Origin of the sequence: Pseudomonas serboccidentalis (genome assembly GCF_028830055.1) — a bacterium.
Lineage (GTDB): Bacteria > Pseudomonadota > Gammaproteobacteria > Pseudomonadales > Pseudomonadaceae > Aquipseudomonas > Aquipseudomonas serboccidentalis.
Window position 1 is genome coordinate 1,533,152 of record NZ_CP101655.1, and the last position, 13,162, is coordinate 1,546,313.

At 62.0% G+C, this 13,162-nt stretch carries 12 protein-coding genes; 10 read left to right on the forward strand and 2 right to left on the reverse strand.

Annotated features, from left to right (window positions below; translation table 11 throughout):
• Positions 1 to 61 precede the first annotated feature (61 nt).
• Positions 62 to 388, forward strand: a complete 327-nt coding sequence (locus NN484_RS07025; protein ID WP_215500436.1) for a DOPA 4,5-dioxygenase family protein — start codon at positions 62 to 64, stop codon at positions 386 to 388.
• Here NN484_RS07025 and NN484_RS07030 read toward each other — a convergent pair.
• A complete protein-coding gene (locus tag NN484_RS07030) occupies positions 378 to 806 on the reverse strand; it encodes a GFA family protein (protein WP_274658786.1) in 429 nt (142 codons plus the stop codon). The genes NN484_RS07025 and NN484_RS07030 overlap by 11 nt on opposite strands.
• A 322-nt stretch (positions 807 to 1,128) precedes the next feature.
• On the opposite strand from NN484_RS07030, the gene NN484_RS07035 reads away from it, so the two are divergent.
• The 9 genes from NN484_RS07035 (at position 1,129) to NN484_RS07075 (ending at position 11,627) form a co-directional block, all read left to right on the forward strand.
• Complete coding sequence (locus tag NN484_RS07035) at positions 1,129 to 2,436, forward strand: CitMHS family transporter (protein ID WP_007954069.1); 1,308 nt, start codon at positions 1,129 to 1,131, stop codon at positions 2,434 to 2,436.
• Positions 2,437 to 2,506: 70 nt separating this feature from the next.
• Positions 2,507 to 3,274, forward strand: a complete 768-nt coding sequence (locus tag NN484_RS07040; protein WP_127649445.1) for a TerC family protein — start codon at positions 2,507 to 2,509, stop codon at positions 3,272 to 3,274.
• Between the two features lie 351 nt (positions 3,275 to 3,625).
• The gene (locus NN484_RS07045; protein WP_215500434.1) at positions 3,626 to 5,284 is read left to right on the forward strand and encodes a Na/Pi cotransporter family protein; all 1,659 of its coding nucleotides are present in this window, start codon (positions 3,626 to 3,628) and stop codon (positions 5,282 to 5,284) included.
• Positions 5,285 to 5,453: 169 nt separating this feature from the next.
• Positions 5,454 to 6,842: a M16 family metallopeptidase gene (locus NN484_RS07050; RefSeq protein ID WP_274658787.1), complete on the forward strand. Its 1,389-nt coding sequence runs from the start codon at positions 5,454 to 5,456 to the stop codon at positions 6,840 to 6,842.
• Positions 6,843 to 7,034: 192 nt separating this feature from the next.
• Entirely contained in the window at positions 7,035 to 8,063 is a 1,029-nt protein-coding gene (locus tag NN484_RS07055) for a DUF5924 family protein (RefSeq protein WP_274658788.1), read from the forward strand.
• A gap of 55 nt (positions 8,064 to 8,118) precedes the next feature.
• On the forward strand, positions 8,119 to 9,267 hold the full coding sequence (locus NN484_RS07060; RefSeq protein ID WP_127649439.1) for an ABC transporter permease: 1,149 nt from the start codon (positions 8,119 to 8,121) through the stop codon (positions 9,265 to 9,267).
• On the forward strand, positions 9,264 to 10,067 hold the full coding sequence (locus tag NN484_RS07065; protein WP_215500430.1) for an ABC transporter ATP-binding protein: 804 nt from the start codon (positions 9,264 to 9,266) through the stop codon (positions 10,065 to 10,067). The genes NN484_RS07060 and NN484_RS07065 overlap by 4 nt, the downstream gene beginning before the upstream one ends.
• A gap of 1 nt (position 10,068) precedes the next feature.
• Positions 10,069 to 11,007, forward strand: coding sequence for an MlaD family protein (locus NN484_RS07070; RefSeq protein WP_127649435.1), 939 nt, complete (start codon positions 10,069 to 10,071; stop codon positions 11,005 to 11,007).
• Positions 11,004 to 11,627: an ABC-type transport auxiliary lipoprotein family protein gene (locus NN484_RS07075; RefSeq protein WP_127649434.1), complete on the forward strand. Its 624-nt coding sequence runs from the start codon at positions 11,004 to 11,006 to the stop codon at positions 11,625 to 11,627. The genes NN484_RS07070 and NN484_RS07075 overlap by 4 nt, the downstream gene beginning before the upstream one ends.
• A 121-nt stretch (positions 11,628 to 11,748) precedes the next feature.
• Here NN484_RS07075 and NN484_RS07080 read toward each other — a convergent pair whose 3' ends face one another.
• The gene (locus NN484_RS07080) at positions 11,749 to 12,978 is read right to left on the reverse strand and encodes a nucleoside recognition domain-containing protein (protein WP_127649430.1); all 1,230 of its coding nucleotides are present in this window, start codon (positions 12,976 to 12,978) and stop codon (positions 11,749 to 11,751) included.
• Positions 12,979 to 13,162 lie beyond the last annotated feature (184 nt).

Consider the following 13,162-nt stretch of genomic DNA (forward strand, 5'->3'; position numbering starts at 1 on the left):
GTCATATGGCGTGTGACCCACAGGGAGCGGTGAGGGTTCGAATCGATTCAGAGGCTTGCAGATGCACACGATCAAGGGCTACCACGCCCATATCTATTACGACGCCAGCACCCTTGCTCAGGCCCGAGCCTTGTGCGAACAGGCGGCACAGACCTTTGCCTTGCAGATGGGCCGAATGCACGAGCGCCCGGTCGGTCCGCACCCGGACTGGAGCTGCCAGTTGGCCTTCGGCCCGGCGCTGATCGGCGAGGTGCTGCCGTGGCTGGCGCTCAATCGCAAGGGGCTGGTGGTGTTCCTGCACCCGGACACCGGCGATGATCTGCTCGACCACACCGAGCATGCGATCTGGATGGGGGCGATACGTCCTTTGGATCTGTCTATTTTTTGATCGGGCTTTGGTAAACCTGCAGGGTTTCTTGCGGCTCGCCCGGCAACTGCTCGTCCAAGTGCAGCCAGGGCAACTGACTGTCGGTCCAGATATGCCGCTCGGCCGGCGCCCGCTCCGGGTGATCCAGCGTGGCGATGGTCACATCAATGCTTTCGGGGCTGAGCAGGGTCACCAGCGCCAGCTGCGCGCCGCACTGCGGGCAGAAATATCGCGCGCAACTGTTCGACGAGTCATAGCGCGACGGCGTCCCGGCCAGCCACTGGAAGCTGGCCGCCGGCAGCGTGATCCATGTGGTGACGATGCCGCCGCTGACCTTGCGGCAGATTGAGCAGTGGCAGTGGGCAATGTCGTGCAATGGCCCGCTGAACTGATAGCGGATGTGTCCGCAGTGGCAGCCACCGCTGTGCAATTCACCCATGTCCGCGCCCTCCCGTCCCCGAATTGTTTGACTCTAGCCGCATCCGACGGCCGGTTGACCATTCACCCCAAGCTTTCTTCAGCGAAAGGTAGCTGAAAGGTTGCCCGATTAGGATCGCCGCCACTACCGGCAACAGACCGGTTGGCCAATGCGTGTGATCGCTCGCACGTCAGGCCCAATTAACAACAACAATGGTGATTCTGATGTCCTCTGTAGCCCGCCTTCTCGCTGAAACTCCGCCCGTACGTCTCGTGCTTCCCGTTCTGTGCTGATCCGTCCGATCCGCTCACTCATCTAGCCGCGCTACGCCTGGAGTATTCCCATGCTGACTTTCCTTGGCTTTGCCATGGTCATCACGTTCATGTTCCTGATCATGACCAAGCGCCTGTCTGCGCTGATCGCCCTGATCATCATCCCGATCCTGTTCGCGCTGTTCGGTGGCTTTGCGCCGAAGATTGGCCCGATGATGCTCGAAGGCATCACCAAGCTCGCGCCGACCGGCGTGATGCTGATGTTCGCCATTCTGTACTTCGCCCTGATGATCGACTCCGGCCTGTTCGACCCGGCCGTGCGCAAGATCCTCAAACTGGTCAAGGGCGACCCGTTGAAAGTTTCGGTCGGTACCGCCGTGCTGGCGCTCGTCGTTTCCCTCGATGGTGACGGCGCGACCACTTACATGATCTGCGTGGCCGCCATGCTGCCGCTGTACAGCCGTATCGGCATGAGCCCGCGAATCATGGCCGGTCTGATCATCCTCGCCGGTGGCGTGATGAACATGACCCCCTGGGGCGGCCCGACCGCCCGTGCCGCGAGTGCGCTGCACGTGGACCCGTCGGACATCTTCGTGCCGATGATTCCGGCGATGGCCGCTGGCGTGGTGGCGATCCTGATCATTGCCTACTTCTACGGCAAACGTGAACGGGCGCGTCTGGGTGAATTGCACCTGATCGGCGACGAGATCGACCACAGTGAAATCAGTGTGTCGCAGTTCCCGGATGCCCGTCGTCCGAAGCTGATCTGGTTCAACGGCCTGCTGACCCTGGCGCTGATGTGCACCCTGATCGCCGGCCTGCTGCCGCTGCCGGTGCTGTTCATGGTGGCGTTCAGTATCGCGATGATCGTCAACTACCCGTGCCTGCAAATGCAGAAGGACCGCGTTGCGGCCCACGCCGGCAGCGTGCTGTCGGTGGTCAGTCTGATTTTCGCTGCGGGTATCTTCACCGGTATCCTGTCCGGAACCGGCATGGTCGACGCCATGTCGAAAAGTCTGCTGGCAGTGATTCCGGACTTCCTCGGCCCGTATCTGGCGGTGATCACGGCGCTGGTGAGCATGCCGTTCACGTTCTTCATGTCGAACGACGCGTTCTACTACGGCGTGTTGCCGGTGCTCTCCGAAGCGGCCAGCCATTACGGTATCACCGCCGTGGAAATGGCCCGTGCCTCGATCGTCGGTCAGCCCGTCCACCTGCTGAGTCCACTGGTTCCGTCGACTTACCTGCTGGTGGCTTTGGCCGGTATCGAATTCGGTGACCACCAGCGTTTCACCTTGAAGTGGGCAGTGCTGGTCTGCCTGTGCATACTAGTGGCCGCCTTGCTGCTGGGAACGTTCCCGCTGTTCAGCACGTTGTAACGGCATTCACTCACCAGGACGCCAGCTGCTTGCTGGCGTCCTGGTTTAACATTCGCTCAAAGGAATACACATGGATTGGCTGACCAACCCCGAAATCTGGGTTGCCTTCTTTACCCTGACCGCCCTGGAAATCGTTCTGGGCATCGATAACATCATCATGATTTCGATCCTGGTCAGCCGCATGCCCAAGCACATGCAGCAGCGCACGCGGATCTTCGGGCTTGGCCTGGCGATGATCACGCGGATCCTGTTGCTGCTGTCGATCACCTGGGTCATGCGCCTGACCGCCGACCTGTTCGTGGTGTTCGGCCAGGGCATTTCCGGTCGCGACCTGATCCTGTTCTTCGGTGGCCTGTTTCTCCTGTGGAAGAGCTCGCAAGAGATGTATCACGGGCTGGAAGGCGAAGACGAAAGCGGCGACGAGCCTTCGGGCAAGGGCGGCAACTTCCTCTACACCATCATCCAGATCGCGATCATCGACATCGTGTTCTCGCTGGACTCGGTGATCACCGCCGTCGGCATGGTGTCCCACGTGCCGGTCATGGTCGCTGCAATCGTCGTCGCGGTGCTGGTGATGATGGCCGCCTCGGGCAAGATCAGCGAATTCATCGACAAACATCCATCGCTGAAAATGCTCGCGCTGTCGTTCCTGCTGGTGGTCGGTACCGTGCTGATCGCCGAATCCTTCGATGTGCACGTACCGAAAGGCTACGTCTACTTCGCCATGGCGTTCTCGCTGGCGGTTGAAGCGATCAACATCAAGATGCGCACCGCGATTGCGAAGAAGAAAAAACAGCAGGACCCGGTGAAACTGCGCAAGGACATTCCGGGGCAGTAATCCACTAGTTCACACGCAACATCCCTTGTGGGAGCGGGTTTGCTCGCGAAGGGGCAGGGTCAGTCGACAGAAATGTTGGCTGATCCAGCGCTTTCGCGAGCAAGCCTGCTCCCACAATTGTTCAAGGGCACTGAAAAACTCGGGCAATCCACAAAACCTGTGACATCGGGTTGATGCCAGAGGAGGCGGACGAAGCTGTTTTTCATGACAGTTTTATTTCAATCAGCACTTTAGCTGTGCAATGCTGGCGCCCAGACCGTTAGCCAACTACAGCTTAAGTATCAAAAACGTAGAAACCGCGCGGGACCGTCAACTTGCCCCTCTGGGGCGCTGCAACTACAGGGGGTCTGCATGCTCACCCTGCTCAATTTGCTCTCTGCCGTGGCCCTGCTGATCTGGGGCACGCACATCGTCCGAACCGGCATCCTGCGCGTGTACGGCACCAACCTGCGCCATGTGATCGGCCAGAACATGTCCAGGCGCTGGCTCGCGTTCGTCGCCGGCATCGTTGTCACAGCGATGGTGCAGAGCAGCAACGCCACGGCCATGCTCGTTACTTCCTTCGTCGGTCAGGGCCTGATGGCGCTGACCCCGGCGCTGGCAACCATGCTCGGTGCCGATGTCGGTACCGCGCTGATGGCGCGGGTGCTGACGTTCGACCTGTCGTGGCTGTCGCCGCTGCTGATTTTTCTTGGGGTGATTTTCTTTCTCTCACGCAAACAGACGCGGCTCGGGCAGATGGGCCGGGTGGCGATCGGTCTGGGGTTGATCATTCTGGCGTTGCAACTGATCGTCGAAGCCGCCGCACCGATCACTCACGCCCAAGGAGTGAAGGTGATCTTCGCCTCGCTGACCGGCGATATCCTGCTCGATGCCCTGGTCGGCGCGCTGTTCGCGATGATTTCCTACTCCAGCCTCGCTGCCGTGCTGCTGACCGCGACGCTGGCCGGCGCCAGTGTGATCAGTCTGCCGGTGGCGATCGGCCTGGTGATCGGCGCCAACATCGGCAGCGGCGTGCTGGCGTTCATGAGTACCAGTATGCAGAACGCGGCCGGGCGCCAAGTGGCGCTGGGCAGCCTGTTGTACAAGCTGATCGGGCTGTTGCTGATCATTCCGGTGCTCGATCCGTTGGTGCACTGGATGGACGGTCTGGATTTCAGCCCGCAGGAAATGGTCATCGGCTTCCACCTGCTCTACAACACTGTGCGCTGCCTGATTCTGCTGCCCAGCGTCTCGCCGATGGCGCGCCTGTGCGCCTGGCTGTTGCCGGAGCGCCCGGAGGTCAACGGCACTGCCAAGCCGCGACATCTGGATCTGACCGCGTTGTCGACGCCAAGCCTGGCGCTGGCCAACGCCGCCCGCGAGACCCTGCGCATGGGCGACCTGATCGACAACATGCTCGACGCCACCCTCGACGTGTTGCGCGGCAAGCAGACCGCCGTTACCCAAGAGATGCGCCGTCTGACCGATGACGTCGAAGCCCTGTACAGCGCGATCAAGCTGTACCTGGCGCAAATGCCCCGCGAGGACCTCGGCGAGCAGGACAGTCGGCGCTGGGCGGAGACCATCGAGCTGGCAATCAACCTGAAACTGGCCAGCGACCTGATCGAACGCATGCTGCGCAAGGTGCAGCAGCAGAAAACCTCACAACGTCGCTCGTTTTCCGAGGAAGGTCTGGAAGATCTGGCCGGGCTGCATCAGCAGCTGATCGCCAATTTGCGCCTGGGGCTGTCGGTGTTTCTCAGCGGCGACAAGGAAAGCGCTCGTCAGCTATTGCGCGAAAAACGTCGCTTCCGCGCACAGGAGCGCCGTTTGGCCCATGCCCATGTCAGCCGTTTGCAACGTAAGATCGTGCAGAGTCTGGAAACCAGTTCGCTGCACCTGGAGCTGATTGCGGATATGAAGCGCTTGAATTCGCTGTTTTGCAGCAGTGCTTACGTGGTGCTGGAAACGGCGGATACCGGGGCGCTGGAAGCGGATGATATTGCCGACATTACGCATTCGCCTTGAACGTCTGGGGCTGGGGTCAGTCAGTAACATTGATTCAGCCTTCAGGGCGCTATCGCGAGCAGGCTCACTCCTACAGGGGGAACGCGTTTCAAATGTAGGAGTGAGCCTGCTCGCGATGAGGGCCTGACTGACGACACGGATCTCCAAATCAGCCGTACGGAAGCCTGTTATGCGTTGCCTGTTGTTCGCCTGTCTGTTGCTCGGTTCCCTGCCCGCCTTCGCCGTTGATCGATTTCAGGTCGAAGGCTATGCGCTGCCTAACGGTTTGCAGCTGTTGCTCAAGCCGGGCACCGAACGCGGGCACGTGGCGATCCGCCTGGTGGTGGGCGTCGGTCTCGACGATTTCGATTGCGATGAAAAAGAGCTGCCGCATCTGCTCGAGCACCTGCTGTTCAGCGGCGTCGACGCCACTGGCGAAGGTGGCCTCGAGGAGCGCATGCAGGCGCTGGGCGGCGAGTGGAACGCGTTTACCAGCAACGCCGACACCACGTTCGTCATCGAGGCCCCGGCGAAGAACCAGCGCAAGGTCCTCGACCTGCTGCTCGACCTGCTGACCCAGACCCGCATCGACGACAACGCGATCAACGCCGCCAAACGCGTGGTCGAGCGCGAAGACGGTGGCCATTACACGCGCCTGCAACGCTTCCTCGACCGCCAGGATCTGGGCCACACCGCGAGCAATCAACTGGCAGTGGAGCTGGGCTTGAAATGCCCGCAACGGGCCGAGGTCGGTCACCTGACCCAGCAGCAACTGGAGAAGGTGCGCAAGACCTGGTATGCGCCGAACAACATGTCCCTGATCGTCGTCGGCGAGCTCGACAAACTGCTGCCGGCCTATCTGGAACGTACCTGGGGCGCACTTGAAGCGGTGGACCCGGCCGAACACCGTGAGCTGCCGGACATCCGCACCAGCGCCGCCCATGAGCGCACCCTCACCCGTGGCGTCATCGGCGACAGCGCCAAGTTGCACTGGCTGGTGCCGGAGCCGGTGCTGGACGATCAGTACGACGAGACGTTCGACATTCTCAAGGACTACCTCGACTGGGCACTGTACCGGCAGATTCGTCTGAACCACGGCTTGTCCTACGGGCCGTGGGCCGAGCGCGAAGTGTTTGGCGGAGTCGGCTTCATGAGCCTCAACGCCGACGTGGATCGCGATGACGTCGCTGAAGCCCAGCAGGTGCTGAAAGACCTCAAGGCCGACCTGCTGAAAAACGGCCTCGATCCCGACACCTTCGCCCGGATCAAACAGGCTGCCATCGCCCATCAGGCCTGGGCGGTGCAAGGCAACAGCGCGATGGCTGATTACTACTGGAGCGCGCTGGGCGACTACGAGGACGGGCGTTTTGCCAATCCTGCCCGGGAGCTGCAAGGCGTGACGCTGGAAACGGCGAACAAGGCCATGCGCGAATTGCTGTTGCAGCCGGGGTATCTGCGGATCGAGAAACCGTTGCTGAGTGATGATGAGGTGCTTTGGCTGATTGCCGGTGGTTTGGGCGTGGTGTTGCTGGTGCTGATTGGCTGGCGCCTGCGCCGCCGCAAGCCAGTCGAACATTGAATCTGTAGGAGTGAGCCTGCTCGCGATAGCGGTGTATCAGGCAATATCAATTGTGGGCGTAAGACCGCTATCGCGAGCAGGCTCACTCCTGCAGGGGAATGTGTTGTGTTCAGGTGACCGCCAACCTCGCCACAGACGCCAGCTGACGGTACTCTGTCGGGGTTTTTTCCTACCCAGTCGTGAACCGCCAAAATGCCGAAAATACCCCTCCTGATCCAGCGCATTCTCGAATTGATAAAGCGCTACCCCGGGGTCATTGCGCTCGGCGGGTTCATCTCCGGGGTCGGCAGTTTCATTCTGGTTGATCGTCAGCAAGGGCTGGCGAGCTGGATCACCCTCATCATGCTGCTCAGCTGGATCTGGCTGATGCTGGAAAACACCCTGACCGGGTTGTTCACCCGCATCTTCAAGCGGGAAATCCCCCAGCCGCTGCTGCGTTACGCAACGCAGATGATCCACCAGGAAAGCCTGTTTTTCGTCCTGCCCTTCTTCTTCATCACCACGACGTGGAACAGCGGCCAACTGATCTTCACCGGCCTGCTGTGCATCGCCGCGCTGATCTCGATTGTCGACCCGCTCTATTACAAATGGCTGGCACCACGGCGCTGGGCGTTTCTTGCGCTGCACACCCTGACCCTGTTCGCCGCCCTGCTCACCGCGCTGCCGGTGATCATGCACCTGACCACCGCACAGAGTTTCAAATGGGCGCTGGGCACAGCGGTGGTGCTGTCGTTCCCGAGCCTGGCGTCGATCTTCCCGATCCGCACCGTGCGCAACGCGCTGGCGATCCTGTGCATCACCGTCGGTATCGGCGCGGTCGGCTGGACCCTGCGCTCGTGGGTGCCGCCAGCCACGTTGTGGATGACCGACGTGGCGATCAGCACCCAGTTGCAGGACCGCACCCCCGGCGACAGCCTCGACGAGGTCAGCGCCGAGCAGATCCGCAACGGCGGCCTCTATGCCTACACCGCAATCAACGCGCCGCGTGGGCTGGATGAGCGGATCTACCACGTGTGGCAGTTCAACGGCCAGGAAGTCGACCGTATCGCCCTCGACATCCATGGCGGGCGCAAGGAAGGCTACCGTGCCTGGACCCACAAGCAGAACTTCCCCGGCAACCCGGTGGGCAAGTGGCAGGTGCGAGTGCTGACCGAAGACGGTCAGGTGATTGGCGTGCTGCGTTTCGAAGTAACGGACAGCACAGCGACCAAAGAAAAGTAATCCGGTTCGTGCTATTACGTATGCCAGCGTATTTAGCCGAACAAGCACGGAGCTTATGACCAGCAGCTCGATGACCGGTAATGCCCAACTGGACACGTCGCTCAGCCCTGCCCGCCTGCGGGTGTCCGGGGACTGGACGCTTGCCCATTACGCCGACCTCAAGCACCTGACCGGAAAACTTAACGGCCAGTACGACGCCAATACCGTGGTTGACCTCAACAGCCTCGGCGCCCTCGACACTGCGGGCGCGTCCCTGCTGGTGGAGTTGCTCGGTTCCGAGCGCCTGGGTAAATCCACCGAACACCCCGACTGCACGATTTCCCCGGCTGACCGCGCGTTGCTGCAAACCGTGTATCGCTCGCTGACCGATTTTTGCGTGCCGATCAAGGAGCCGGAAGTCAGCGTCAGCGTGCAACTGTTGTCCCGCATCGGGCGGGCGGTGGAAACGATCTGGCAGGACACCCTGCAAGTGCTGGGTTTCATCGGCCTGATCCTCGAAACCATCGCCCGCAGCCTGTTCCGCCCCAAGCGCTGGCGCATCACCCCCGTCGTCGCACACATCGAACAGACCGGCCTCGACGCCGCCCCGATCGTGGCGCTGCTGACCTTTCTGGTCGGCGCGGTGGTGGCGTTTCTCGGCGCGACGGTGCTGGCCAGTTTCGGCGCGACGATCTTTACCGTGGACCTGGTGGGGTTCTCGTTTTTGCGCGAGTTCGGCGTGTTGCTCACGGCGATCCTGATGGCCGGCCGCACCGCCAGTGCGTTCACCGCGCAGATCGGCTCGATGAAGGCCAATGAAGAGATCGATGCGATCCGCACCCTCGGCCTCGACCCGATGGAGCTGCTGGTGGTGCCGCGCGTGCTGGCGATGCTGGTGGCGCTGCCGATGCTGACGTTTCTGGCGATGCTCTGCGGCATCATCGGGGGTGGCGTGGTGTGTGCGGTATCGTTGGGGATCTCGCCGGCGATGTTTCTCTCGCTGCTGCAAAGCGACATCGGCATCCAGCATTTTCTGGTCGGCCTGGTGAAAGCGCCGGTCTTTGCCTTTCTGATTGCGACGATCGGTTGCCTGGAAGGCTTCAAGGTCAGCGGCAGCGCCGAATCGGTCGGCGCACACACCACGTCCGCCGTGGTGCAGTCGATTTTCGTGGTGATCGTGCTCGACGCGGTGGCTGCGCTGTTCTTCATGGAGATGGGCTGGTGAGTCGTCTACCCCGCGCGCCCTCGGAGGCGGTGATCGAAGTCCGTGGCCTGTGCAATCGCTTCGGCAGCCAGAGCGTGCACGAGAACCTCGATCTGGATCTGTACAAAGGCGAGATCCTTGCCGTGGTCGGTGGCTCCGGCAGCGGCAAATCGGTGTTGCTGCGCAGTATTGTCGGTTTGCGTCGGCCCAGCGAAGGCAACGTGACAGTCTTCGGCCAGAACCTGCCGAGCCTGTCCGAACACGAGCGCTCGCTGGTCGAGCGGCGCTTCGGCGTGTTGTTCCAGAAAGGCGCGCTGTTCTCCTCGCTGACGGTGACCGAGAACGTCGCCCTGCCCCTGATCGAGCACGCCGGCCTGAGCCGCAACGACGCCGAGCATCTGGCGGCGGTGAAACTGGCACTGGCCGGGTTGCCATTATCGGCGGCGGACAAATACCCGGCCTCGCTGTCCGGCGGCATGATCAAGCGCGCCGCACTGGCCCGGGCGCTGGCGCTGGACCCGGACATCCTGTTTCTCGACGAACCCACCGCCGGCCTCGATCCGATTGGCGCGGCGCAGTTCGATCAACTGATCCTGACCCTGCGCGATGCGCTGGGCCTGAGCGTGTTTCTGGTGACCCACGACCTCGACACGCTCTACACCATCACCGATCGTGTGGCGGTGTTGGCGCAGAAGAAGGTGCTGGTCGCCGGCCCTATCGACGTGGTCTCGGAAACCGATGACGCGTGGATTCACGAATACTTCCACGGCCCGCGCGGCCGCTCGGCGCTGGACGCCGCCAAATTGCTCAACGAGGTCTGACATGGAAACCCGAGCCCATCATGTGTTGATCGGCCTGTTCTCGGTGATAGTGGTGGCAGGCGCCCTGCTCTTCGGCCTGTGGCTGGCCAAGTCCAGCGTCGACACCGAGTTCAAGGATTACGAGATCGTCTTCAACGAGGCGGTCAGCGGCCTGTCCAAGGGCAGCCCGGTGCAGTACAGCGGGATCAAGGTCGGCGACGTGGTCAACCTGCGCCTCGACCCGAAAGACCCGCGTCGGGTGCTGGCGCGGATTCGTCTGGGCGGCGACACGCCGGTCAAGGAAGACACCCAGGCCAAACTGGCATTGGCCGGGATCACCGGGACCTCGATCATCCAGCTAAGCGGCGGCACCCCGGAGAGTCCGAAACTGCGCGGGCATGACGGCGAATTGCCGACTATCGTCGCGGCACCCTCGCCCATTTCCCGGCTGCTCAACGACAGCAACGATTTGATGACCGGCATCACCGCACTGCTGAGCAATGCCAACCAGATGTTCTCCCAGGAGAACGTCGAGCGCGTCAGCAACACTCTGGCGCATCTGGAGCAGACCACCGGCTCGATCAATGATCAACGCGGCGACTTGCGTCAGGCCATGCAGCAACTGGCGAGCGTCGGCAAGCAGGCCGGCAGCATGCTTGAGCAAACCTCGGCGCTGATGCGCAATGCCAACGGCCTGCTCAATGATCAGGGCAAGCAGGCGCTGGGCAGTGCCGGGCAAGCGATGAAGTCACTGGAACAGAGCAGCGCCACCATCAACGACCTGCTGAGCAAGAACCAGAACTCCCTCGACAACGGCATGCAGGGCCTCAATGGCCTGGCCCCGGCCATCCGCGAACTGCGCGAGACCCTGACTTCGCTGCGCGCCATTTCTCAACGCCTGGAGGCCAACCCCAGCGGTTACCTGCTGGGCAGTGACAAGAACAAGGAGTTCACGCCATGAAGCTGACTCGCCTCGCCCTCTTCGCCGCCAGCCTCACGCTGCTCAGTGCGTGCTCGATCCTGCCCAAGGCTGAGCCGTCGGACGTTTATCGCCTTCCCGCCGCGCAAGCGCCCGCCTCGGCCAGCTCAGCGGCGACACAGCGCTGGTCGCTGCGCCTGAACAAACTGCAGGCCAGCGAAGCGCTGAACCGGCCGAGCATCGCGGTGATTCCACAGGGTGACGTGATCAGCAGCTACAAGGCCTCGCGCTGGAGCGATCCGGCGCCGGTGCTGGTGCGCAACCGGCTGCTCGATGGCTTTGCGCGTGATGGCCGGGTGACGCTGCTCAGTACCGATGACAGCAACTTCGCTGCGGATCTGGAGCTGGGTGGCAGCTTGCAGGCCTTTCAGACCGAGTATCAGGGCAATCAGGCCAGCGTTGTAGTGCGGGTCGATGCATTGCTGGTACGCGGTTATGACCAGCGGATTCTGGCGAGCCGGCGCTTTGAAGAGCGTCAGCCGCTGAGCGATGTCCAGGTGCCGGCGGTGGTTGCAGGGTTTGGGCAGGCGAGTGATCGGCTCACCGCGAAGGTTGTTGCCTGGGCGGTAGATCAAGGCCAGAAAGTCGCCCCCAGCCCTTAAGCCTCACACAATCCCTTGTAGGAGTGAGCCTGCTCGCGATAACGGACTGACAGTCACCGATGATGGTGACTGATAAACCGCTATCGCGAGCAGGCTCACTCCTACAGTTTTTGATTTGTGGTTAACCGAAGAACCAGTAGCAGACGCCAATCGCGCCGAGCACGCCAGCCAGCTCAGCCAGCAGCGCACACCCCACCGCATGCCGCGCCCGCTGAATCCCCACCGCGCCGAAATACACCGCCAGCACATAGAAGGTGGTCTCGGTACTGCCCTGCACCGTCGCCGCCACCAGCGCCGGGAAGCTGTCTACGCCCGAGGTCTTCATGGTCTCGATCAGCATCGCCCGCGCAGCGCTGCCGGAAAACGGTTTGACCATCGCCGTCGGCAACGCATCGACAAAGCGCGTGTCCCACCCGGCCCACTGCACCAGATGGCGAATGCCATCGAGGCCGAAGTCCAGCGCTCCGGAAGCACGCAGTACGCCAATCGCGCAGAGCATCGCCACCAGATACGGCAGCAGGTTCTTGGCGACATCGAAGCCCTCTTTGGCGCCCTCGACGAACGCCTCGTAGACCTTGACCTTGCGTAACGCGCCGATCACCAGGAACAGCATGATCAGGCCGAACAGCGTCAGGTTGCCGAGGATCGACGACAGCCCGGCCAGCGCCGTGGCCGACATCGTCGCCAGCAACGCCATGAAGCCGCCGAGGATCAGTGCCCCGGGAATCAGATAGGCCAGCACCACCGGGTCCCAGATGCGCAGGCGCTGCATGAACGCCACCGAGAGGAAGCCGACGATGGTCGAGCAACTGGTCGCCAGCAGGATCGGCAGGAACACCAGGGTCGGGTCCGGCGCGCCTTGCTGGGCGCGGTACATGAAGATCGTCACCGGCAACAGGGTCAGGGAGGATGCGTTGAGCACCAGGAACAGGATCTGCGCGTTGCTCGCGATGGTCGCGCTGGGGTTGAGTTCCTGCAGCGCTTTCATCGCCTTGAGGCCGATCGGCGTGGCGGCGTTGTCCAACCCCAGGCCGTTTGCGGCGAAGTTCAGGGTGATCAGGCCCAGCGCCGGGTGACCGGGCGGGACCTCCGGCATCAGCCGCAGGAACAGCGGCCCGAGGACCTTGGCCAGCCATTCGACGATCCCGGCCTTCTCGGCAATGCGCAGGAAGCCCAGCCACAGGGTCAAGGTGCCGAACAGCAGCACCATCACCTCGACCGATAGCTTGGCCATGGCAAAAATGCTTTCCACCATCGCCGCAAAAATCCCGGCGTTGCCGCCGCCCAGCCACTGCACCAGCGCAGAGATGGCTGCCACGACGAAGAAGCCAAGCCACAGGCCATTAAGCATCAGTCAAATCCCCCGGAAGATGCGGCGAATGATAGCGGGGTCGCCAGAAACGACAAACCCCGGATTTCTCCGGGGTTTGTTTGTTCGGCGTGTATCGATCCCTGTGGGAGGACTGTGGCGAGGGGGCTTGCCCCCGTTCGGCTGCGAAGCAGTCGTAAATCTGCTGATACGGTGTGTCAGAAAA